This is a genomic window from Epilithonimonas mollis, assembly GCF_900142325.1.
Classification (GTDB): domain Bacteria; phylum Bacteroidota; class Bacteroidia; order Flavobacteriales; family Weeksellaceae; genus Epilithonimonas; species Epilithonimonas mollis.
Genome location: NZ_FRAM01000001.1, coordinates 243,967 through 267,782 on the forward strand (window position 1 = coordinate 243,967; position 23,816 = coordinate 267,782).

17 protein-coding genes are annotated in these 23,816 nt (G+C 37.9%); 2 read left to right on the forward strand and 15 right to left on the reverse strand.

Translation table 11 applies throughout. The features are described 5' to 3' along the window. Positions 1-114: 114 nt before the first annotated feature. From BUA97_RS01015 to BUA97_RS01070, 12 genes are all read right to left on the reverse strand, one after another. Positions 115-2,577 (reverse strand): glycoside hydrolase family 95 protein, encoded by a 2,463-nt coding sequence (locus tag BUA97_RS01015; RefSeq protein WP_072995968.1) that lies wholly within the window; start codon positions 2,575-2,577, stop codon positions 115-117. A gap of 2 nt (positions 2,578-2,579) precedes the next feature. Further along, complete coding sequence (locus BUA97_RS01020) at positions 2,580-3,878, reverse strand: MFS transporter (RefSeq protein WP_072995970.1); 1,299 nt, start codon at positions 3,876-3,878, stop codon at positions 2,580-2,582. After that, a complete protein-coding gene (locus BUA97_RS01025; RefSeq protein ID WP_072995972.1) occupies positions 3,879-4,514 on the reverse strand; it encodes a bifunctional 4-hydroxy-2-oxoglutarate aldolase/2-dehydro-3-deoxy-phosphogluconate aldolase in 636 nt (211 codons plus the stop codon). Next, a complete protein-coding gene (locus BUA97_RS01030) occupies positions 4,511-5,512 on the reverse strand; it encodes a PfkB family carbohydrate kinase (RefSeq protein ID WP_072995974.1) in 1,002 nt (333 codons plus the stop codon). Before BUA97_RS01030 ends, BUA97_RS01025 begins: the two co-directional genes overlap by 4 nt. A gap of 5 nt (positions 5,513-5,517) precedes the next feature. Then, on the reverse strand, positions 5,518-6,936 hold the full coding sequence (gene uxaC, locus BUA97_RS01035; RefSeq protein ID WP_072995976.1) for a glucuronate isomerase: 1,419 nt from the start codon (positions 6,934-6,936) through the stop codon (positions 5,518-5,520). A 110-nt stretch (positions 6,937-7,046) separates the two neighbouring features. Continuing rightward, positions 7,047-7,862 (reverse strand): SDR family oxidoreductase, encoded by an 816-nt coding sequence (locus BUA97_RS01040; protein WP_072995978.1) that lies wholly within the window; start codon positions 7,860-7,862, stop codon positions 7,047-7,049. Positions 7,863-7,990: 128 nt separating this feature from the next. Further along, positions 7,991-9,160: a mannonate dehydratase gene (uxuA, locus tag BUA97_RS01045; RefSeq protein ID WP_072995980.1), complete on the reverse strand. Its 1,170-nt coding sequence runs from the start codon at positions 9,158-9,160 to the stop codon at positions 7,991-7,993. A gap of 83 nt (positions 9,161-9,243) precedes the next feature. Further along, complete coding sequence (locus BUA97_RS01050) at positions 9,244-11,202, reverse strand: RagB/SusD family nutrient uptake outer membrane protein (RefSeq protein ID WP_072995982.1); 1,959 nt, start codon at positions 11,200-11,202, stop codon at positions 9,244-9,246. Between the two features lie 12 nt (positions 11,203-11,214). Next, positions 11,215-14,124 (reverse strand): SusC/RagA family TonB-linked outer membrane protein, encoded by a 2,910-nt coding sequence (locus BUA97_RS01055; RefSeq protein ID WP_072995983.1) that lies wholly within the window; start codon positions 14,122-14,124, stop codon positions 11,215-11,217. Positions 14,125-14,210: 86 nt separating this feature from the next. Beyond that, a complete protein-coding gene (xylA, locus tag BUA97_RS01060) occupies positions 14,211-15,539 on the reverse strand; it encodes a xylose isomerase (protein WP_072995985.1) in 1,329 nt (442 codons plus the stop codon). A gap of 112 nt (positions 15,540-15,651) precedes the next feature. Beyond that, on the reverse strand, positions 15,652-17,136 hold the full coding sequence (locus BUA97_RS01065; RefSeq protein WP_072995987.1) for a xylulokinase: 1,485 nt from the start codon (positions 17,134-17,136) through the stop codon (positions 15,652-15,654). A gap of 16 nt (positions 17,137-17,152) precedes the next feature. Next, a complete protein-coding gene (locus BUA97_RS01070) occupies positions 17,153-17,878 on the reverse strand; it encodes an NUDIX hydrolase (RefSeq protein WP_072995989.1) in 726 nt (241 codons plus the stop codon). A gap of 593 nt (positions 17,879-18,471) precedes the next feature. Here BUA97_RS01070 and BUA97_RS01075 point away from each other — a divergent pair. Next, on the forward strand, positions 18,472-18,954 hold the full coding sequence (locus BUA97_RS01075) for a SixA phosphatase family protein (protein WP_072995991.1): 483 nt from the start codon (positions 18,472-18,474) through the stop codon (positions 18,952-18,954). 57 nt (positions 18,955-19,011) lie between these two features. Here BUA97_RS01075 and alaS read toward each other — a convergent pair whose 3' ends face one another. Continuing rightward, positions 19,012-21,615: an alanine--tRNA ligase gene (gene alaS, locus BUA97_RS01080; protein ID WP_072997168.1), complete on the reverse strand. Its 2,604-nt coding sequence runs from the start codon at positions 21,613-21,615 to the stop codon at positions 19,012-19,014. Positions 21,616-21,682: 67 nt separating this feature from the next. On the opposite strand from alaS, the gene BUA97_RS17070 reads away from it, so the two are divergent. Further along, positions 21,683-21,841, forward strand: a complete 159-nt coding sequence (locus tag BUA97_RS17070) for a hypothetical protein (RefSeq protein ID WP_175546160.1) — start codon at positions 21,683-21,685, stop codon at positions 21,839-21,841. 25 nt (positions 21,842-21,866) lie between these two features. Here the strand turns inward: BUA97_RS17070 and BUA97_RS01085 are convergent, their stop codons facing one another. Both BUA97_RS01085 and queG read right to left on the reverse strand, forming a co-directional pair. Further along, entirely contained in the window at positions 21,867-22,544 is a 678-nt protein-coding gene (locus BUA97_RS01085) for a TIGR02117 family protein (RefSeq protein ID WP_072995993.1), read from the reverse strand. Between the two features lie 217 nt (positions 22,545-22,761). Continuing rightward, entirely contained in the window at positions 22,762-23,685 is a 924-nt protein-coding gene (gene queG, locus BUA97_RS01090; RefSeq protein ID WP_072995995.1) for a tRNA epoxyqueuosine(34) reductase QueG, read from the reverse strand. Positions 23,686-23,816: the final 131 nt, after the last annotated feature.

The following is a 23,816-nucleotide window of genomic DNA, read 5'->3' on the forward strand; positions in this document are numbered from 1 at the left end:
CGGCTTGAACGGAGCTCTTTTTGCCGCAGCGAAGCGGAGGCAAAAAAGCGGGAACGGAGGGCGGATTAAGCTGCCCAAACCTAACAAAGTGGTTCGACGGAGTCAAATTATTTTTTATTTCATTTTTAAAATATAAGTTTTTCCTGCTTCTGTTGGGAAATCATACATCACAGATTCTTTTATTTCGACAGGATTTAATTTGGCTTCACTTGAAATCATTGGTTTTTTAATTTCTGGTATTTCAAAAAAAGGATTCGGGTTTTTGCCTTCTGCTTTTTTGAGTTTTGATTTTCCTGTTAATTCCATTTCGTTGGGGATTCTGAGTCTGCAGTTTCCGCCTAAATTGGATTTTATGGTGATTTCCTTCACTTTATTATTCTCCCAAACAATGCTGATTTCAAAATCGCCGTAGGTTTTCAGACCTGATATTTTCCCGTTTTTCCAGCTGTCGGGAAGTGCCGGAAGAATGTCTATGAAACCGTTTTGGGTCTGCAAAAGCATCTCGGTAATTCCGGACGTACAGCCAAAATTGCCATCAATCTGAAACGGCGGATGTGCATCAAAAAGATTCGGATATGTTCCTCCTTTGTTGCCCCAACCGTCTTTTTCTACCAAAGTTAATTGGTCTTTGATTAATTTGTTAGCGTGGTTTCCGTCTAATAATTTCGCCCAAAGATTGACTTTCCAGCCCATGCTCCAGCCTGTGGAAACATCGCCACGGTGCAGTAAAACGGTTTTGGAAGCATCCAGCAATTCGGGTGTTGTAAAAGGATTGATTTGGTTGGACGGAAACAATCCGTAAAGATGCGAAACGTGTCTGTGATTGTCTTTCGGGTTGTCCAAATCTTCTGCCCATTCCTGCAACTGTCCGTATTTTCCGATTTTCATCGGCGATAATTTGGAGATGATTTTGTCCCAAATTTGTATTTTATCTGAATCTATACTAAGGATTTCGGCTACTTTTTTGGTCTTGGTAAACAGGTCAAACATCAATTGATTATCCATCGTTGTTCCACTTACCAAAGCACTTCCCTGATGTCCGTTTGGAATATTCTCGGGAGACATTGACGGACTTACGACCAGCCATTGGTGCGTTGGTTCTTCAATTAAAAAATCTTCGTAAAACTGAGTGGCAGATTTCAGAATCGGATAGATGGATTTCAGATAATTTTTGTCGCCTGTGTACAGATATTTTTCCCAAAGATGCTGAGACAGCCAAGCGCCACCCATTGGCCACATTCCAGCGTTAGCAAAATCTACAACGCCTGTGATTCTCCAGATATCGGTGTTGTGATGGGCGACCCATCCACGACTGTTGTACATCACTTTTGCAGTTTCCTTTCCGGATTCGCTTAGGTCTTTTACCATCTGAATCAGCGGTTCGTGCATCTCGGAAAGATTGGTTTTTTCCGCCGGCCAATAGTTCATTTCCGTATTGATATTGATGGTATATTTGCTGTCCCACGCTGGTTTGTTGGAATTATTCCAGATTCCCTGAAGATTAGCTGGCTGACCGCCAGGTTGCGAAGACGAAATCAAAAGATAGCGACCGAACTGGTAATACAAAGCCACAAGTTCCGGGTCGTAACTGGTTGCAAAATTTTTAATCCGAACGTCGGTTGGATTTTTGGAAGCTTCGGAAGTTCCTAAATCCAAATCGACTCTTTTGAAATATTTTTGGTACGACACCAGATGGTTTTTCAGTAACGTATTGAAAGTTTTTTGTTCTGATGCTACAATATATTTTTTGCTTTTTGAAACTTCGTCTGTGTCTAAAGTTTTGTAATCTGTAAAGTTGGTTGCAATGGAAATCAGAATTGTGACTTCATTGGCGTTGTTTACCGAAATTCCGTTTTCTGAAAGTTCTGTTTCGCCACCTTTGTTGAGGATTTTTGCGATGGCATTGAATCTAACCTGACCCTGAACGCCGTCTAAAGTTGAAGACAAACCGTCCATTTTCAAGGTATTGGAATCAAGAGCTTTGCTGTTTTTTTTGAGTTCGCTGTTGAAATTTGCGGTGAAACTCAGTGCATTTTTTTTGTCTGAACTTAACTTAATCACAATCACATTATCCGGAATTGAAGCGAAAACTTCTCTTTTGAAATTGATTCCGTTAGATGAAAAAGTCGTGGTCGTAATTGCTTTTTCAAGGTCTAATTCTCTGTAATAATTTTTAACATCATTGTTATTTTTAAAATCAAGAATCAAATCACCAATATTCTGAAACGCTGAACCGTGAAGAGTTTTAGCCGTTAAATCTTTATCAGCAAGGATTTGCGCTCTTTTATAATTTCCGTTGAATAAATAATATCGGATAGAATCCAAAACTTTCGGACCATCGGGATTGTCGTTTCGGGAAGGTCCGCCAGACCAAAAAGTCGCTTCGTTCAGCTGAAGTTTTTCCCGAGAAGGGTCGCCAAAAACCATTGATGCCAATCTTCCGTTTCCAATAGGTAGCGCTTCCACCCACTGTTTGGCGGGTTTGTCATACCAAAGCTTGTTCTTCCCTCCTTTTTGAGCAAAGGAAAATCCGCTAAGAAAAAGACAGAAGGTTAATATGGAAAGCTTGAAGTTCATTTTTAAATTTTCGTTTCTGAAACCGAATTTCCGGTTGAATTTCTATTAATCAGCCAAATAATTCCCCATGCGGCAATATATGAAACGCCGGCAATGAAAAATATAATGCTATAGCCGCCGTTGATATTTCCCGCTTTTTTGAATGTGTCCAAAACAATCCCGATGAAAAGTGGAAAAAGAATTCCGGCTGCGGAACCCAGCATTCCGCCAAAACCTATGACCGAACTCACATAATTATTGGGTAATTTGTCTCCGACCGTTGTCATCAGATTTGCTCCCCAACCCTGATGTGCAGCGGTTGCCAAAGCAATGATAATAGTAATCATCCACATATTGTCAACGTATTTTGAAAACATTACAGGAACGACCATCAAAGCAAATAGTAACATTGTAAAACTTCTCGCTCTACCGATTGCCCAGCCTTTTTTAATTAATAATGAAGACAGATAGCCACCGCCGATACTTCCAATCGTAGTTCCGCTGTAAATGATAATCAACGGGATGGAAGGTTTGGTTAAATCCATTTTAAAAACGTCTGCAAAATAAGCAGGAAGCCAGAACATAAAGAAATACCAAATCGGGTCGGTAAGGATTTTTCCGATGGTAAAAGACCATGTTACCTTATATTTTAATAATTCTGAAAGCGGAACTTTGGACTGTTCTTCTGTCTGTCCAATCTGGTCGCTTTTGATGTATTGAAGTTCTTCCTGGCTTAATTTCTTTGTTTTTTCCGGAATATTATAAAATCTCCACCAAAGAACAATCCATAATAGACCCAATGCACCAATCCAGACAAAAGTTTCTCTCCAGCCATAATGTCCCAGAATAAAAGGAACCAGAAGTGGTGCTAAAATAGCTCCGACTGTTGCGCCAGAGTTGAAGATCCCGGTTGCTAAAGCTCGTTCTTTTTTCGGAAACCATTCGGCGACCGATTTTATCGCTGCCGGAAAATTTCCAGCTTCACTGATTCCCAAAGTACTTCTTGCGATTAAAAACCCAACTGTACTTTTCACAAAACCGTGACCAATAGATGCTAAACTCCAGACAATCAAAGAAACAGCATATCCAATTTTAGTTCCAACCCTGTCAATGAACCTTCCCATCGCTAGATATCCAATAGCGTAAGTCGTTGTAAAAGCCATTACAATATAGCTGTAATCCTTCTCGTCCCAACTGAATTCTTTTTCAAGAACGGGTTTCAGCAAACCCATTACCTGACGGTCGAGATAATTGATGGTTGTTGCCAGAAAGACCAAAGACAGCATAAACCATCTGATATTGTGATTTTTAGGAGCCTGCATTTAGTTTTTATTAAGTTGTTGTAATAAATTTCTCACTTTTTCGGTAAGTTGCTCTTCAGTTAAGTCTGATATAACCAAAGAACTTCCCAATCCAACGGCTATTGCACCGCCTCTGAACCATTCATTGATGTCCTCGACATCGGCATTCACGCCGCCAGTAGGCATAAAATTCATTCCCTGAAAAACGGGTTGGATGGATTTGATATATTTTTTACCTAATGCATCAGCCGGAAATATTTTAACCAAATTAAGTCCGCTCTGAAAAGCTAAATTGACATCTGATGGCGTAAAACAACCCGGAATCAGCAGTACATTTTTCTTTATGGAATGTTTGATAAGTTTCCTGCTAATAACTGGCGTAATGATGAAATCGGCTTTTGCATTGGCATAATCGTCCATCTCATTTGTGTTTTTCACAGTTCCGATTCCTAACAAAAGCCCGGGAAATTCGGTGGATAAAATTTCTTTAAGTCTGATAAAATTTTCCAAAGCCTGAGAACCACGGTTAGTGTATTCTATGACACGGATTCCGCCGTTGTAGAGAGCTTTAACTGTACTTTTTGAAGCCTCAAAAGATTCGTTGTAGAACAACGGAACGATTTTCTGGTCTTTTATTGTTTGTATGATTGGATTCATAATTTTTCGATATTTATAGATTCATCAATGGTGTCGCCTTTCACAAATAGTTTTCTGAAAGCCACTTTTGTCGCATCGTCTAAAATCTGTTGTGAAGGATTTCCTTTGATTTTTCCGTGAATCAATGCTGCCATGAACGAATCGCCACTTCCCACTCTTTCTTCGACTTTATCGGATTGATATTGTTCTGAAACCAAAAGTTCGTCAGTGAATAAAGTCGCATAATAATTCACTTTTTCTCCATTTGTGAATCTGAAAGTGTTCGCAATCATTTCTACATTGGGAAATTGCTTCTGAACTTCAAACGCTGATTTTTCGGCTTGTTTTAAAAGATTTTCGTCATCGAAATTTCCGTTCAGTTCATATTCAATCGGGATTTCCAAAAACTGCTGAATCGACCAGATATTTCCCATCAATACATTGACGAAAGGCATCATATTTCTGACTAATTCTGATGGATTTCTGTCTTTCCAAAGCGCTGAACGGTAATTTAAATCCAAAGAAATGGTGATATTTCTTTTTGCAGATTCACTCATCAACTCAAGACATTTATTGTAAGCTTTTTCACTCAATGCCGGCGTTATTGTACTGATGTGAAGCCATTTAACTTCAGAAAAAATTTCATCAAAACTAAACTGAGAAAAGTCGGACTGTGTAAAAACCGATGGAAAACGGTCATAGACCACCGAAGCATTCTGCATATCGCCATCTGACGACAGGTAAAAAGTTCCGATTCTGCCGTTGCTTTTTTCCGCCAAAACTTTAATTCCTTTATTCTGAAGTTGAATTTCCAATTGATCTCCGACAAAATTTTCCGGTAAAGCCGAAAGTAATTTAACCGGATTCTGCCATTGCGCAAGTGCGGAAGCGACATTATATTCTGCGCCTCCAACGAAGATTTTCATAACCTGTTCATTCAGCCAGTTTCCGTCAGAATCTGGCGCAAAATGAAGAAGCAATTCTCCGAAACACAATATTTTATTAGAACTGGAATTCATTTTACTTAAAATTCAAAATAGTTTTTCGTGTTGTGATAACAGATATTCTGAATGATTTTTCCGACCCATTCTTCGTCATTGGGAAGAAGTCCTCTTTCTATCTCGCTGCCGAACATATTGCACAACAATCTCCTGAAATAATCGTGTCTTGAGAACGACAACAAACTTCTGGAATCGGTGAGCATACCGACAAAAGTGCTGATGAGACCAATGTTGGAAAGTGTATCCATCTGCTTTTTCATTCCGTCAAGTTGGTCGAGAAACCACCAAGCTGCGCCAAACTGTACTTTGGACTTAATTCCGCCTTCATTGAAATTTCCGGCAAGGGTCACCAAAACCTCATTAAAAATGGGATTAAGGTTGTAAATAATCGTTTTGGTAAGCTGTCCTGAGGAATTCAATTCATCCAAAAGAGTGCTTAATTTTTGTGCAAAATATTGTTCGCCAATCGCATCATAACCGGCATTGATTCCGATTTTCTTCAGCATTTGTGAATTGTTATTTCTGGTTGCGCCAACGTGAAACTGCTGAACCCAGTGCTTTTCACTGTACATTTTGCAAAGTTCTTTAAGTAAGTAACCGCACAACGCTTCAGGATTTGAAAATGTGGATTTATTACCTTTTAAAAATTCTGAAAATTCGGTTTCAAGATTTTGATTCCAAAGGGTTGTGTCAGGAAAATATTCGAAGCCGTGGTCTGAAACTTTCGCTCCGTTTTCTGCAAAATAATTTATTCTTGATTGAAGCGCATTCAGCAAATCAGAAGCTGAATTGATCTCAGTTCCGCAGACTTTTTCAAGTTTTTTGATTCCAGATAAATATTGTCCGGGATTGATGATATTGATGTAAGCATCCGGACGGAACGCCGGTAAAACAGAAGTATCAAAACTAATGTCTTTTAAAATTTTATGATAAGCCAGATCGTCTGCTGGGTCGTCTGTCGTGCAAAGCACTTCTACTTTAAAATTTTTAATGATAGATTGTGGTAAAAATTCTGATGTCTGCAGACTTGCATTCATCTGACTGTAAACAGGTTCTGCATTTTTTGGTGAAAGATATTCTTTGATTCCGAAGGGATTTTTGAGCTCGAGATGCGTCCAGTGAAATAATGGATTCCTAAGCGTATTGGGCACAACTTCTGCCCATTTCTTAAATTTTTCTAAGTCTGAGGCATTTCCGGAAATGAATTGCTCATCAATTCCAAAATTCCGCATTGCACGCCATTTGTAATGATCACCATCCAGCCAGATTGCCGTTGGAGAACGAAAATTCTGATTATTGGAAATAACATCCGGTTCCAGGTGATTATGATAATCGATAACCGGCATCTCTTTCGCAAAACCGAAATAGAGATTTTCTGCCATTGTGGATTCCAGCAAGAATAATTCCCCGAAAACCTCTTTATTTTTATTAGAATGAGTCATTATTTGATTTAAATGATTCAATAATCATATTCAAGAAATAATTTTGAAAACAAGACCTTAAAAAATCAAGGTCTTGTCTTACCTAAATATGAGAAAAAATTAACTTTAATCTAAACGCCGCTGAAAGCGCTGAAACCGCCGTCAACAGGTAATAATGCGCCAGTAATAAAACTAGCTGCGTCTGAACAGAGAAATTGGACAGCCCCGTTCAATTCTTCTACTTCACCGAATCTCTGCATTGGAGTTTTGGCAATGACTTTTCTGCTTCTATCTGTTAAAGAACCATCCGGATTCAACAAAATAGCACGATTCTGATCCCCTATGAAAAATCCTGGCGCCACTGCATTTACACGAATTTTGTCACCGAATTTCAACGCTAAATCAGAAGCTAACCACTGGGTAAAATTGGTAATCGCTGATTTCGCCGCAGAATATCCAGCGACTCTTGTAATCGCCGAATAAGCCGCCATTGATGAAATATTAACAATGCTTCCGTTGCGCTGTTCTGCCATCACTTTTCCGAAAACATAGCTTGGATAAACGGTTCCGTTGATATTCAGATTTGTCACCTCATCCCATCCGCTCATATTCATATCGAAAAAAGATTGCTCGGGAGACAGTGTTGCTGTTGGGATGTTTCCTCCGGCAATGTTCAGCAAAATGTCGATTTTACCGTAATTTTCAATAATTTTTTTGGACGCATTTTCAAGACTTTCGATGTCCATCACGTTAGCTTCCACTGCAATAGCGTCTCCACCCAAATCAGTCAGTTCTTTTACGCGAGCATCCAGAGTTTCCTGATTTCTGCCGACTGCCACAATTTTTGCTCCAGCTTCGATGAAACTTTTCGCCAGACTTCCGCCCAGAACGCCGGAAGCGCCAGTGATGACCGCTACTTTATTTTTTATGCTAAATATGTTGTTCATTATTAATAAATGATAATTATAATTGATCAATGATATTGAACCCTTCGGGCTCGTTGGGAATTACATCCGATTTTTCCCATAGCTTGTACCTACGGCTACTGATATTGAATCCTTCGGATTTTTCAGTTTTATTTTGATTCAGAATTGACAGCTGCCATCACACCGTCGATTTGACCTAAAGCCAACATTCTTCCTAAGAAAGAATAACCGGGATTGTAACCTTTGTCAACATCTTCGGTCAATAATCTTCCGTGGTCGATTCTCATCGGTAAATCCGGATTTTCTTTTTCAAAAACTCGGATAACGTCAATCAGCTTTCCTCTTCCACCTAAATGATGGGCTTCGATAAAATCTCCGCTTTCAAAAACATTGGTGCTTCTTAAATGGACAAATTTTGTTCTGTGGGCATATTTCTTAGCTAATTTCGGAACATCATTCTGAAGATTGGCGCTTAAAGAACCTGCGCAGAATGTCAATCCGTTGTGAGGATTATCAACGGCGTTCAGGAACCAGTCTATGTCTTCTTCATTGGTTACGATTCTTGGCAAACCAAGCAATGCGAAAGGCGGATCGTCCGGGTGAACACACATCTGGATATTCCATTCTTCACAAACAGGCATTATTTTTTCGAGGAAATATTTTAAGTTTTCACGAAGTTGATTTTTATCAATGCCGTCATATAAAGCCAATAAATTATTGAACTTTTCTACAGGATTCAGATCGCCTTCTTTGATATTTCCATTGACGAAGCCCTGCGTTTTTACAATCACAGAATCTATCAAATCATTGTTATCCGCTTCAGTCAGCGTATTTTTTAATTCCTCAACTTTTTTAATAATTTCCGGCGTATAATCCTTTTCTGCTTCCTCTCTTTTGAGTATATGAATTTCGAAATAGGCAAATTTGGCTTTATCAAAATATAATGATGATGAGCCGTCTTCCCACTCGTGGAAAAGGTCTGTTCTGGCCCAGTCTAGAACCGGCATAAAGTTATAACAAACCGTTGTAATACCTGCTCTACCAAGATTTTCAAGACTTTTGATATAATTTTCTATCAGTTGATCTCTGTCTTCGCCTCCGTATTTGATAGACTCGCTCACGGCAAGGCTTTCAACTACAGACCAACGAAGTCCGTGACTTTCTATATAGTTTTTATAATCGTTAACAGCCTCCAAACTCCAGATTTCTCCGTTCGGAATATCGTGCAGTGCAGAAACAATACCTTCTACTCCAATTTGCCGAAGAGTTTGTAATTTAATTTTATCCTTCTTCCCAAACCAACGCCATGTTTTTTCCATAATACTTTAGAAATTTTAATTAAAACAAAGCAGGTGCAGCATTACACCTACTTTGTTTCTTGATTGATATGAACTTAAAATTATTAATTGTAACCAGGGTTCTGGTATTTTGCTTTAATCTCTGGTGAAACTTCCATTGCATCCAATTGGCTCTGAGGGATTGGTCTCAAATAATGGAATTTCTGTATATTTCTATTGACAGTTTGTGGTGTGTGATCACTGTATGATACACCACCTATTTGATAGGTTCCACCATATTCTTCCCATTTCTGAGTACGAACTAGATCATACCATCTATAGAACTCGCCATAGTATTCTCTTGATCTTTCAGCTAAAATGTAATCAATCGTTATAACAGAAGGCGTTGCAGCTATCATAGCTGCACTATTATCGGCAGAAACTGGTAAATTTTGTGCATTATTAAATTTCCATTTACCCGCACGTGCTCTTATTACATTAATTAGATCCCTCGCTGACATAGATCCAGATGCTCCTTTTACAATCGCTTCAGCAGCTATAAAATAGAATTCTGAAAATTTAGCAACATTAAAAGGACGCGTAAGACCTGCATTAGGATAGCCTAAACCATTTGGATCATCTGTACGGTAAGTTCCGATTTTCCAAAGTCCAGGATACATTATTCTATTGATAGCACTCGGTGCAACTACCCAATCTGCTCTTCCAGATAATGTACCTGCTCCTACACCACTTTGCACAGCTCCTGTAGGATATGTTACGGTTTGCGAATCATCATTTAAAAATGTTAGAATGGCACCGCCTGGTTGCACGGGTAAGTTATTAGCATTATACAACACTGGTACTGAAGTAAGTCCTGTTCCATTTTTTTGCCAATTACCTCTGTATGTCGTTACAAAAGTACCATCGTATCGGGAATCATTGGTTTTATCTGCAAAAGTATTTTTAATAACCCCGATTGTAGGACACATACGAACCCAAGGTCGACCAAGCGGCTGAGCAGCTTCACGCTGTACTGAGCTAACAACATCGGCAGCAGCCCAAGCTGTAGTCTTGCTACTTTTGATAGCCGTATAATTCCAAGTTTGCATCCACGCTGCAAAATTATCCGGAGACCATCCTGAGCCAAAACCTACAGGATCACTTTCATTATAATATGTGCTTGAAACCGTATGATCTGCATATAGCATGCATTCACTATTTCTGTCATTAGAACCAACATTTACATCATAGAATGTGGGCTGAAGGGAATATGTACCCGGACTATTAATAGCTGTCAAAGAGATATCATAAGCCTGTTGAAAATACCATTGTGCATTGTGACCGTTTGGATCTGTTCTTGGAGTTTCAGGATATGTAGGAATATTATTTGGATTTTGTAGCCACCAGCCATAAGTTAAATACGCTTTTGCCAAAAATAACCTGGCAACATTTTTCGTAACTCCTCCTGTCACACGAGGTGAAGTCGGAAGATTTTCGATCGATTTTAAAAGATCCGGAAAGATGGCTTTTGTATATACTTCAGTTACAGTATTTCTGGTAGAAGTTGTTACAGGAAGTGTATTGAATTTTAATTCTCCAGCTCCTAAATCAAGAGGTACTCCACCATAAGTCTGAACCAGCATGAAATAATCAAATCCTCTAAAAAATCTTGCTTCAGAAATCTTTGATTCCTCAATACCAAATCCCGGCCCTTTTTCAATAATTCCGTTAGCGGTGTTGATATATGGAAAAAGTGAACCCCATATCATACTTGTAGGAAAAGTATTAGAATTGATATTTCCTTGCCCGGACATATCTAATTCTTTGAAATTACCATCAGCACTTTGTGCCCAAGTTGACTCATCAGTCCCGTTCTGACAGTTGCTCATAAAGTATCCATTACCATACAGCATTCTGAGTTGTCTATATAGAGATGTAAAGCTTTGATTTATTCCGTCCGGAGTACTGAAATAATCAACAGTGTAAACTGCTCTTGGCTGCTCGTCAAGAATCTCATTACATCCTGTAAATGTTAGCGACAAAAATACCGCTCCCAATATCATTTTTTTATTAATATTTATCATGATTGCACAGTTTTAAAAAGTTAAATTAAGTCCCATTAGATAATTTCTTGTAGAAGGATTATTTGTTCCTATAATAAGCTGTCTTGCTTGGTAACCACTAACCGCCTGATTTTGATCTCCAACAGAATTAGGTTCAGGATCCATTCCGGAAAATTTATGATATGGAGAGAATAATACTACTGGGTTTGTAACAGTAACATAAATTTTTAAACTATTGATTCTTAAGTCATTTAAAAACTCTTTATTAATATTATAACCTAAAGTAATTGTACGAAGTTTAAGATAAGATGCGTCAAACATTGCAAGCGTAGATGAGTATTTAGGATTATCACCACTTAAATGTCTTCCAGGACGTGGAAAGTATGCATTTGTATTTTCTTCAGTCCAATAGTCAACGTCTACGTTATTACCTCTACCTGTTAATCTGTTAAGATAACTTGCGGAACCATATAAAGAACTGATAAGAATCCCTCCATGTTGGAATGCACCTACAGTGCTTAATTCAAAGTTTTTGTAAGAAAATCGCATATTAAAGCCACCCTGCCAATCCGGAGCTGTATCAAAAACTTGTCTGTCATCTGCATTAATTGCTCTAACTGGTGTACCATCAGGATTATAACCTCCTGTGTAAAGAACTTTTATAGATCCTACTACATCTGCTGCACTGCCTGGCTCCAAAATATTTTGATAAGGATCTCCTGCTTGCCAAAGTCCTATATACTGATAGTCATATAGCGAATTAATATTATGTCCCACAAACCACAAGTTATTAACATCACGTTGAGTTCCTGAAGCAAGTGATAATATTTTATTCTTATTAGTATAGAAATTAACTCCAGCATCCCAAGAAAAACCATCAGGATTATCAATGATAACTCCATTTAAACTCACTTCGAAACCTTTGTTCTCTGTTTCTGCTACGTTTGAAACGATTGAGCCAATAGCTGTTGAAGCAGGAAGATTCTTTTGAGTCAGAAGATCATAAGTGTGCGTTTTGTAATATTCAACACTACCTGTGATTCTATTATTTAAAACCCCAAAATCTATCCCATAATTTTGTGTTTTAGAATATTCCCATCCTAGATCAGGATTGGGTGCCTGACTAACATATACCCCTGTACTATTAGTATTTCCAAAATTATATGGAGTTACGGTAAGTGCTCCTAATGTGGAATAAGGATTAACTGCCTGATTAGATGTTTGTCCCCATCCGGCTCTAAACTTCAAAAGATTGAGAGCACTGATATTTTTCATAAATGATTCATTGGTAACATTCCATCCCAATGATAAGGCAGGGTAAGTATGCCATTTGTTACCAGGAGCTAGTCTCGATGAGCCATCGGCACGCAGCGTCGCTGTTATCATATATTTATTATCAAATGTATACATTACTCTCCCCATTGCTGAAAGCAAACCCGTTTGCCAGTACACCTGATCTTCAGGTTTTACAGTAATATCTGCCTGAGGTGACTGTCCTAAATTGTAATACTGGAAAAAATCAGCAGGTACATTTTTTGCGCTCATATACGAGCTGGTATATCTATTACCTTCTGCAGAATACAACCCTACCGCATTGATCTTATGTTTACCAAATGTACGATCATAAGTTAAAAGGTTTTCCAAAACCCAATGGTAGGTTTGATTATTTTCTCTCCCTGCAGATGATGGACCTTGTGCATTTGTATTAAAAACACCAACACCTGTATAATTACCACTATTTGATGTACGATAATCTAATCCTACATTTAATCTGTATTTAAGACCATTTAAAGGAAGATTAACCTCACCATATATATTATTATATGATGCAAAAGACTTTGTTTCATCGATATATTTATCTCCTAAACCGTCTAAAGTTTTACGAGTATAGATCCATGTTTGGTCAATTCCTCCAGCTGTAGTCATTACTCTTTTGAAGCTGCCATCTGGATTATAAGGGTTAGCAATAGGTGAGTAACCCAACACGGCTCCCGGATTCACGCCGTTTCCTTCAGAATTGGAAAAATTGGTATTTGATGTCACCCCGAACTTAAAAGCTTTTCCTATTTGCTGATCAATAGCCATACGCAATCCAAATCTCTCATAATTTTGTAGAGGAATCAATGCATCTTGTTTAAAATATGATAACCCTACATTATAATTACCACCTTCTGTTCCTCCGGATACACCTACATCATGACTAGTTATCATAGCTGGTTTATAATACAGTTTTTGCCAATCGGTATTATTACTAGCGGATTCATCACCATTAGTTGCATATAAAGGTGAAGTCGTAGTTTGGTTACCCGTAGGAGCAGGTGTTGCATAAGCTCTTAATTTTGCAAACTGAGGACCATCCATCATAGGATACTTTGAAAACAATGTCTGAACACCTGTAAAAGAATTATAACTAAATCTTGGTTTTTGACCTTTAGTTCCCCTGTTAGTCGTTACCAATATTACCCCATTAGCTCCTCTGGATCCATAGATTGCAGTTGCAGAAGCATCCTTTAAAATATCGATACTTTTAATATCACTCGAACTGATATCTCCTAATGAACCCACAAAAGGAATCCCGTCCAAAACTATTAATGGATTATTATCTCCTGTTAAAGATCTAGTACCCCTGATCCGAATTTGCATTGTAGCTCCTGGTTTTGTAGATGTTTGGGCAATATCTACACCCGCCGTTCTACCTTGCAGTGCCTGCGTAATATTGGCTGTAGGAACTTCTCTTAAAACATCTCCCTTCACCGTAGCAACAGAACCTGTTACCGATTCCTTTCTTTGAGTTCCATATCCAATAACAACAACCTCCTCAATCTGCTTTTCTTTTGTAACAGTATCTTTTGTACTCTGCGAGTAGACCAGACCTGATGGTAATAGAGTCATAGCAAAAAATAATGCTGCTCTATTGGTTTTACTTAAATGAAATAGATTCATAATTATTATGTTTAATGTGTTAATTTTTATAAGAAAGCCATGGTTGTCCCAGTGTTGAGATTGGATCAACTTTCTTATATATTTTTTTAGATATACATATTCACAATGGCTTCGAACAGTTCCTGCTTGCCACTTTTTGGCAAAGGTTCGCCTGATTCGTGGGCAATTTTCTGAAGGTCTTCCAGTGTAAGTCTGCCTTCTTCGAATGCTTTCCCGTTACCATTATCAAATGATGAATATCGCTCTGTTCTAAGTTTTCTGTAATCAGAATTTTCAAGAATATCTGCCGCTACCAATAGGCCTTTTGCAAAGGCATCCATTCCGGAAACGTGTGCAATGAAAAGATCTTCTGCATCGGTAGAATTACGACGGATCTTGGCATCGAAGTTTACACCGCCTGATCCCAATCCGCCAGCCGGAAGAAGAACAAGCCAAGCCTGGATCATTTCATAATAATCAATCGGGAACTGATCTGTGTCCCAGCCATTCTGGTAGTCACCTCTGTTTGCATCGATACTGCCCAGCATTCCCGCATCTACAGCAGCTTGCAATTCGTGTTCGAAGGTATGGCCTGCCAATGTTGCGTGGTTAACTTCAAGATTCAGTTTGAAATCTTTATCAAGCCCATAATGCCTCAGGAATCCAATTACCGTTTCAGCATCATAATCATACTGATGTTTTGTAGGTTCCATCGGTTTTGGCTCGATCAGGAAAGTTCCTGCAAAACCCTGCTTTCTTGCATAGTCTCTTGACATAGTAAGGAATTTAGCAAGGTGATCTTTTTCACGTTTCATATCGGTGTTTAAAAGGCTCATGTAACCTTCTCTTCCACCCCAGAAAACATAATTTTCTCCGCCCAGCGCAATTGTTGCATCGATAGAATTCTTCACCTGGGTTCCTGCGCAAGCCACCACATCAAAGTTTGGATTCGTAGAAGCTCCGTTCATGTATCTTTCGTGAGTGAAAACGTTGGCTGTTCCCCAAAGCAATTTAATCCCTGTTTCCTGTTGTTTTTGCTTAGCATAATCAACAATAGCCTGAAGATTTTTTTCATAATCTCTCCAGTTATCAGCAGGTTCTACAAGATCTATGTCGTGGAAGCAATAGAAGTTGAATCCCATTTTTGACATGAATTCGAATCCGGCGTCCATCTTGTGCATGGCACGGCTAACCGCATCTGTCCCCTTATTCCATGGATGATGTATCGTTGCGCCACCAAACGGATCACTCCCGTCTGCACACAATGTATGCCACCAAGCCATCGCAAAGCGAGTCCAGTCCTTCATTGGTTTGCCCATCACTATTCTTTCTGCATCATAATAGCGGAATGCCAATGGATTTCTGCTCTCTTTTCCTTCAAACTTGATTTTGTCGATACTTTTAAAAAACTCTTTTGTACCTGTTAAAGTGTTCATACTTTCTTTATTTATATTTTAATTTTGATTTCTAGATTTTGACATGAAAACATCCTGCTCATTGATTTTTTTATATCAATAAGTTCATTCGGAAAAAGTTCTTTTATTTGGATTATATTATGTCTCTAAGATGATTTTTCCATCTTGTGTAGGCTTCTAAATATTGTTCCCGTTTCTCGTATTCCGGCTCTATGACTGCTATTTTTTCTAATGAAGAAAAGGCCTCTACAGAATCGGAATAAAACCCGATTCCCATTCCTGCTGCTCTTGCCGCTCCCACAGCTCCATCCGTATCATAAAGTTCGATGGTCGCATTGCTGACACTTGACAAAGTCTGACGGAAAATGGAACTCAAAAACATATTGGCATTTCCGGCTCGGATCACCTGGATGTCCATTCCGATGTTTCTCATGATATCCATTCCGTATTCATAAGAAAAAACAATTCCTTCCTGCGCAGCGCGCAAAATATCGCCTTTGGAATGAATATTGAAATTAATCCCATGCATGGAACAGCTCGTATCCTTATTTTCCAAAACCCTTTCCGCACCGTTTCCAAAAGGAATAATGCTCAGACCTTTTGAACCGATTGGTGAGAGTGAAGCCATATCGTTCATATCACCATACGATGACAATGAGGTGGCAAAATTATGCTTCAGCCAAGAGTTCAGAATTCCGGTTCCGTTGATGCAAAGTAAAACACCGAGCCTTGTCAGTTCCTCAGTATAATTGACGTGCGCAAACGTATTGACTCGCGATAATTTATCATAATCGAGTTCATCCAAAACGCCATATACAACGCCTGAAGTTCCGGCTGTGGAGGCAATTTCTCCAGGATTGAAAACATTAAGCGAAAGTGCATTGTTCGGTTGGTCACCGGCTCTGTAAGAAATCGGTGTTCCTTCTTTCAGCCCCAGTTCCTTTGCTGCAGCTGCAGAAACTGTGGACTGAATCCCGAATGTCGGAACAATATCAGGAAAAAAACTTTTAGGAATTCCATAATAATTGATGACATCTTCGGAGATGCAATTGTTTTTAAAATCCCAGAAAATTCCTTCTGACAGACCTTCTATTGTGATTCCTATTTCACCCGACAGTCTCATAGCAATATAGTCTCCCGGAAGCATTATTTTATCTATTTTGGCAAATAATGCCGGTTCATTGTCTTTGACCCATGCCAATTTTGATGCTGTAAAATTGCCCGGTGAATTCAGTAAATGAGACAGACATTTTTCTTCTCCTATATCTTTGAAAGCTTTTTCGCCATAAGGAACTGCGCGGCTGTCACACCAGATGATGGATGGTCTCAGCAGATTCTGATCCTTATCTACCATGATCAGCCCGTGCATCTGCCATGTAATACCGATTCCTTTGATATCTTCTGCTTGTACCCCGGATTCCTGCATCACGGCTTCGTGCGCCAGTTTCAGATTGATCCACCAATCGACAGGATTCTGCTCTGCCCAACCAGGATTGACAGCAGTGATCTTCATCTCTTTTTTTGGAGAAAATTCGGAAGCCACTACTTTTCCGCTGGATGCTTCTATGAGACAAACTTTAACAGAAGAACTGCCGATATCATAACCTAGTAAGTACATATTGTCTTTGTCGTTTTTATTTTATTAGCTTGGTATTATTTTTCTTAAACATCTTGGCATCAAACTTATAATACCTTGCAGCACGGTGCGAAACATTGGTTTCTATCTCATCCATTGGGATTATATAATTGAAGGATGAAATTCTTTTATGAAAATTCTTGATATCAATTTTTTTCTCACTCAGGGCACAATACAATTGATAAAGCTGTCTTATCGTGAATTTCTTCGGTAATAATTCAAAAATAATTGAGAAATCCATTTCTATCCATCGCCTTACCTCTATCAGGGACTCTTTGATGATTTTATTGTGATCAAAAGGCAAACTTGGTATCTCATCAAAAGGAAACCAGTCTACCGTATCATATTTGCTGCTGTTGATTTTATGATCGATTTTGCAGAGTGAAAGATAAGCCACGGTAATAATCCTGTCGATGTCCTGTTTATACTCCTCGCCCATCCATTTTATATCATGCATGTTATTGGCTCTCTCCGGATCTGCAAAACACTTGAACTGTTTGAGAACCATTTTTTTGATTCCTGTTAACTCATGAAGCACTCTTTCTGCTGCATCATCCACATCTTCATCGCTGAAAATAAGACTGCCGGGCAGTTTTCTTTGCATTTCCACTGGAACGTCGTCTACGTGGCGCTGAACTAACAAAATATTCAGCCGGTTTTCATGATCAAAACCAAAAACAACGCAATCAACGGATACATATGTATGTATAAAATTCGGACTCATTAAGGTGTTAACATTTATGTAACATTACAAATATAAAAATTCAGTTGAATAAAAAAAATAAAATTCACATTATTACCTGCTTATCAGTAATTTACATATCGATTTTTTATGATATCATATGTATAATAATTATGATAAGCTTATCATTAAAATTACACTTACTTGTTTTGTAAAGCATGAGTTAACAATTAATTATAAAAACAAATGATGAAAAAAGAGTTAAGTTTTTTTTAAGAAAATATTATGATAAGAATAAAAATTTTTTAACGCAAAAAAAATATTAAAAAGTGTAAAAACAACACTTTAAAAACTAATAAATTTCCAAATTCTGATATTTTACTTTACCATTTTAAATGCTGACAAGATAAAATATTCTTAATCCTGGAAATTATGTCCGTAAAATGATGTGAAATTATTAACTATAATCCTTAATGTCTCTGAAAGAAATAACCAACTGATAAATAGGACATTACTACAATTTTTTTATTTTTATATTAAAGGTTTCGTAATAATTGTATAAATTTAGATTATTATTGATTAACAGAGAATGTCTTATAAAAATCAATAAAAATAATAATTAAATATACCTGGAGATGAAAACACTTTTATTAGTTCGCCATTCCAAAAGTGACTGGCCGGAAAACATGGACGATTTTGAACGTCCGCTGACAGAGGTCGGAAAAATAAATGCTCCAAAAATGGCCGAATTCCTGAAGCTGAAAAATATTGATATTGACGCTTTTGTCACCAGTCCTGCAGTACGGGCAAAGGAAACATGCGAACTTTTCTCTAAAGTTTATGGGAAAAATTATGCAATGCAGGAAAAATTATACAGACCTTCTGAAGAAAATTTTCTTTCGGTAATATTTGACACCGACAACAATGTCAGCAGCTTAGCATTATTTTCTCACAATAACGGTATTTCGAATTTCGCAAATTCTCTAGCAGACGAAATCGTCAATCTGCCAACATCCGGTGTAGTCGCCTATGAAATAGATTGTGATCAATGGAGCGATTTTGAAATGGCAAACAAAAAGTTCTTATTCTTTTACTCTCCGAAGAATTTTAATCAGTAATTATAATAAAAAACTCCCGAATTCGGGAGTTTTCTCTATTTTTGTACAGTGAAGTAATTAAATCTCTAAAGCTTTCTGATAAGCATTCTCGATTCCTTTAAGATTTTTTCCACCGGCAGTTGCAAAACCTGGGTTTCCACCGCCGCCGCCTTGGATTTCCTTAGCCAATTCTTTTACGATATTTCCAGCATGATACGTTGATTCCAAATCTGTAGAAACACCAACAGTAATCATCGGTTTATCGCCAGCGTCAGAAATTATAATGATGACAGAATTTGAATTTTCTTTCTTCAGCTGGAAAACAATATCTTTTATAGAAGCTGCATCCAGAGACGTTTTTTTAACCAATAATTTCTTTCCGTTTTTTTCTTCGAAATCGTTTTTCCAGTTTTGGATTTCGTCTTTTGCCTTTTCTTTTTTGAATAATTCGATTTCAGCTTTTAAAACCGAATTTTCTTCCAACAATTTCTCGATTGATTTGATCAGATCTTTTGATTTTAGTAATTGTGAAACCTCTGTAAACTGAGTTTCTAAATTTTTGAAATATTCTTCTGACTTATCTCCGGAAATGGCTTCAATTCTTCTGATTCCCGCCGCCGCAGAACTTTCAGAAACAATTTTGAAATGACCAATTTCGCTGGTCGATTTCACGTGTGTTCCCCCACATAGTTCTTTTGATGTTCCGAATTGTATCAATCTTACATTATCGCCATATTTCTCGCCAAACAAAGCCATTGCGCCTTTTTCCAAAGCTTCCTTAATCGGAATATTTCTGAACTCCTGCAAAGCCAAATTTTCCTTGATTTTAGCATTAACTTTCGATTCTACCAAAGTCAATTCTTCCTCAGTCATTTTTGAAAAATGAGAAAAATCAAATCTTAAATAATCCGGTCCAACATACGAACCTTTTTGCTCGACGTGTGTTCCAAGAACATCTCTCAAAGCTTCGTGCAACAAATGTGTTACAGAATGATTGGCCTGAGAATTTCTTCTGTCAGCGGCATTAACTTTAGCATAAAAAACGGCGCCAGCATCTTTCGGTAGCGCATTGATTAAAGAAATGATCAATCCGTTTTCTTTCTTAGTTTCCAAAACTTCGAAACTTTCTGTTGCATTTTCAATAACACCTTTGTCGCCTACTTGTCCGCCGCCTTCCGGATAGAATGGAGAATTACTCAAAACAATTTGATAAAACTCACCGTCTTTATTTTCTATTTTTCTGTAACGTGTGATGTAAGTTTCCGTTTCCAGTTGATCATAACCGACAAAAGTTTCAGGTTTTTCTTCCAAAATAACCCAATCGTAAACCTTTGCGGCAGAATCTTTTTTGGAACGTTGCTTTTGCTTTGTCATTTCTGCCTCGAAACCTGTTTCGTCTATGGTTAATCCTTTTTCTTCCGCAATAATTCTCGTCAAATCATCTGGGAAACCATAAGTATCGTACAATTCAAAAACTTCTTCGCTTGGCAAGACTTTTTTACCATCAGTAATGGTCTGCTGGATTAATTTCTCAACTCTCAACAATCCGTTTTCTATGGTTTTTAGGAAAGATTCTTCTTCACTTTTTATAACTTCAGCAACCAAATTTCCTTGTTTTTCTAACTCAGGGAAGAATTTGCCCATTTGATTCTGTAGAACAGCAACCAACTCGAAAAGGAAAGGTTCTTTTCTGTCCAAAAATCTGTAAGCATAAGAAATTCCTCTTCTCAAAATTCTACGGATAACGTAACCCGCACCACCATTGGAAGGCAATTGTCCGTCAGCAATCGCAAATGAAACTGCTCTAATGTGATCTACGACCACACGAATGGCAATATCTTTTTCGTCGGTTAAAATTCCTGTATATTTTTTACCCGAAAGTTCTTCGACCTTAGCAATCAAAGGCGTAAAAACGTCCGTGTCATAATTGGATTCTTTCTGTTGAAGCGCCATACAAAGACGCTCAAATCCCATTCCTGTATCAATATGCTTTGCAGGAAGATTTTCCAAAGTTCCGTCTGCTTTTCTGTTGAATTGCATAAAAACTAGATTCCAGATTTCCACGACCTGAGGATGGTCGTTGTTTACCAAATCTAAACCAGAAACTTTCGCTTTTTCTTCAGCACTTCTCAGATCCACATGGATTTCCGAACAAGGTCCGCAAGGTCCGCTCGCTCCCATTTCCCAAAAATTGTCTTTCTTATTTCCGTTGATGATTCTGTCTTCGGAAATAAATTGTTTCCACAAATCATAAGCTTCGTTATCTCTTTCAAGACTTTCTTTTTCATCACCTTCAAAAATGGTAACGTAAAGGTTTTCTTTCGGAATTTTATAGACTTCTGTCAGTAATTCCCAAGCCCAGGTAATCGCTTCTTTTTTGAAATAATCGCCAAAAGACCAGTTCCCCAACATCTCGAACATCGTGTGGTGATAGGTATCTCGGCCAACATCATCCAAATCATTATGCTTTCCGGAAACTCTAAGACATTTTTGCGTATCGGCAATCCTGGATGATTTCGGTTCTTTGTAGCCTAAAAAGTAATCTTTGAACTGTGTCATTCCGGAGTTGGAAAACATCAGTGTAGGGTCATCTTTCAGTACAATTGGCGCAGAGGGAACAATCAGGTGTTCTTTGCTTTTGAAAAAATCTAAAAATTGCTGTCTTATTTCTTGTGAAGTCATTTTAGTTGTTGGTTGTTGGTTGAAGTTGATAGCGATTACACCCATCAACTTTTGGTTGGCAAATTTAATGAAATTATGTTATTTCGGGCATGTTTTTCTATGGGTAAAAGTGAAATTATTGCTGACTGCTGCGGCCGGGATAGAAAGGGCGCAAGCGCAGCGAGCGGTCTGGAAAAAACGCCATTGGGAAAAATTTGGATTTTTTCCAGACGGAACCCCTGCATAGCCCGAAATGTCCACCAAAAAAAACTCTACTTGTAATGCCTGAAAATCCCAAAATCCGTTGGTGTCCATAATGCAGCTTTTTGCCCTGCAGCTTTCAGTCCGTCATTTGCCCAAGTGTTGCAGGTATATGCAAAATTGTAGCTGCCTTTGGCATCGTAGAATGCATCGTCTTTTCCATAAACGGCATCGGTTTTTATCAAGTGGTAATTCCCGGCAGAATCTTTGTCAAACTTATCATCGATAAATTTTATCAAATCCTGATATTGCTTTTCCGTCAGCATTATTTTTTTGCAGTCTTTGCCAACCTTCATCTTTTTGTAATAAGTGCAGTGCATCGCAGAATCACTGAGCCAGAAAGCGGCTTTGAAAGCAGTGGAAAATTTGAGGTCTGCCCAAGTTGGCGTATCGAGATAAAAACCTTTGTCACCCCAGCCAAATGCAATATAATCCTGATCAGAATCTGCCCCTTTCGTGTTTCCAAAAGGCAACTTCTTACTCCAATCGGTATATTTTGTTTTTACCGGAACTACGAGATCTGTATGAACGCCATTGGTAAAAATATACATTTCTACAGTTTTCGGCTCAACTGTTTTCTTAGCTTTTACGGGAATCATGGGTAATAATAAGCCCAGGATGATGTATAAAAAAACGACTCCAATTAAGAAGCCGGTTATTTTAAGGATTAGAAATAATGTTTTTTTCATTTTATGGTTTTGCCACAGCGTCGAACTATAAAATTAATAAAAAATTCAATATAAAATCATCATGTTAATTTTTTTTAATAATTCTTGGATTTATTGAAATATATCCTCAAATTTATTAATGAAAAATCACAGTATATGCCGAAAAAACGACAATCCAACAAAAGATTAAAAAACAGAGTAAAAGTAGCACCAAAAAGATATCAGAAAAAACGATAGCTTACTCCGAAAGGAAATCCAGATTACGTTTCAGCCCTGAAAACTTAGTTCGCTTAACCGCCGACTTTCTGAAAACCGAGGAGAAAACTTCCTGGGTAATATCTTTCCACTCCTGTTTTGTAAAGTTTTTTATTTCAGCATTCGGTTTGAACTTTTCTTCTAGAGTTGGTGCAGAAAACCTGTTCCAGGGACAAACATCCTGACAGATGTCGCAGCCGAACATCCAGTCTTCCATTTTATCTTTGAAAAAATCAGGGATCTGATCCTTCAGTTCAATTGTAGCATAAGAAATACATTTGCTTCCATCCACAATTTTATCAGAAACAATCGCCTGAGTCGGACAGGCATCGATACATTTTCTACAGCTTCCGCAATGATCGGTCACAGGAAAATCTTCTATCAGGTCCAAATCACAAATAATTTCTGCCAGAAAATAAAACGACCCGTTCTTTTTTGTAATAAGATTAGAATTCTTTCCAACCCATCCGATTCCTGATTTTCTGGCCCAGGCTTTTTCCAAAACAGGCGCCGAATCTACAAAGACTCGAAAAGAAAATGCGCCAATTTGTTCCTGAAGTTCAGCAATCATCAACTTCAGTTTATCTTTTATCACATCATGATAATCTTCACCGTAAGCATATTTTGATAATTTAAAATCTTGATTGTTCTGAAGTTCTTCCGGAAAATAATTATAACTGAGGGAAATAACGGATTTTGAACCTTCTACTAATAATCTTGGATCAAGACGTTTATCGAAATGATTTTCCATATAACGCATTTCGCCATTGTAGTTTTGTTTCAACCATTTTTCCAAACGTGGTGCTTCTTCTTCCAAAAAACCAGCTTTTGAAATACCACAAGACTGAAATCCGAAAGTCAAAGCTTTGGATTTTATCAGACTGCTGTATTTTTCTTGGTTGTTCATTGGGAAACGGCAAAATTAAGATTTTAAAATCACCAATCATAAAATTGATTTTACAACATGAAAAAAAGAATATCAATTTATCCCCGAACTAATATCTAATTCGTATTTTTGTTATTATTAAAAAAACGTAA

Coding starts and splice junctions, on each gene's coding strand:
- BUA97_RS01015 (WP_072995968.1), bottom strand. CDS start 2,577: ATGAACTTCAAGCTTTCCATATTAACCTTCTGTCTTTTTCTTAGCGGA.
- BUA97_RS01020 (WP_072995970.1), bottom strand. CDS start 3,878: ATGCAGGCTCCTAAAAATCACAATATCAGATGGTTTATGCTGTCTTTG.
- BUA97_RS01025 (WP_072995972.1), bottom strand. CDS start 4,514: ATGAATCCAATCATACAAACAATAAAAGACCAGAAAATCGTTCCGTTG.
- BUA97_RS01030 (WP_072995974.1), bottom strand. CDS start 5,512: ATGAATTCCAGTTCTAATAAAATATTGTGTTTCGGAGAATTGCTTCTT.
- uxaC (WP_072995976.1), bottom strand. CDS start 6,936: ATGACTCATTCTAATAAAAATAAAGAGGTTTTCGGGGAATTATTCTTG.
- BUA97_RS01040 (WP_072995978.1), bottom strand. CDS start 7,862: ATGAACAACATATTTAGCATAAAAAATAAAGTAGCGGTCATCACTGGC.
- uxuA (WP_072995980.1), bottom strand. CDS start 9,160: ATGGAAAAAACATGGCGTTGGTTTGGGAAGAAGGATAAAATTAAATTA.
- BUA97_RS01050 (WP_072995982.1), bottom strand. CDS start 11,202: ATGATAAATATTAATAAAAAAATGATATTGGGAGCGGTATTTTTGTCG.
- BUA97_RS01055 (WP_072995983.1), bottom strand. CDS start 14,124: ATGAATCTATTTCATTTAAGTAAAACCAATAGAGCAGCATTATTTTTT.
- xylA (WP_072995985.1), bottom strand. CDS start 15,539: ATGAACACTTTAACAGGTACAAAAGAGTTTTTTAAAAGTATCGACAAA.
- BUA97_RS01065 (WP_072995987.1), bottom strand. CDS start 17,136: ATGTACTTACTAGGTTATGATATCGGCAGTTCTTCTGTTAAAGTTTGT.
- BUA97_RS01070 (WP_072995989.1), bottom strand. CDS start 17,878: ATGAGTCCGAATTTTATACATACATATGTATCCGTTGATTGCGTTGTT.
- BUA97_RS01075 (WP_072995991.1), top strand. CDS start 18,472: ATGAAAACACTTTTATTAGTTCGCCATTCCAAAAGTGACTGGCCGGAA.
- alaS (WP_072997168.1), bottom strand. CDS start 21,615: ATGACTTCACAAGAAATAAGACAGCAATTTTTAGATTTTTTCAAAAGC.
- BUA97_RS17070 (WP_175546160.1), top strand. CDS start 21,683: ATGAAATTATGTTATTTCGGGCATGTTTTTCTATGGGTAAAAGTGAAA.
- BUA97_RS01085 (WP_072995993.1), bottom strand. CDS start 22,544: ATGAAAAAAACATTATTTCTAATCCTTAAAATAACCGGCTTCTTAATT.
- queG (WP_072995995.1), bottom strand. CDS start 23,685: ATGAACAACCAAGAAAAATACAGCAGTCTGATAAAATCCAAAGCTTTG.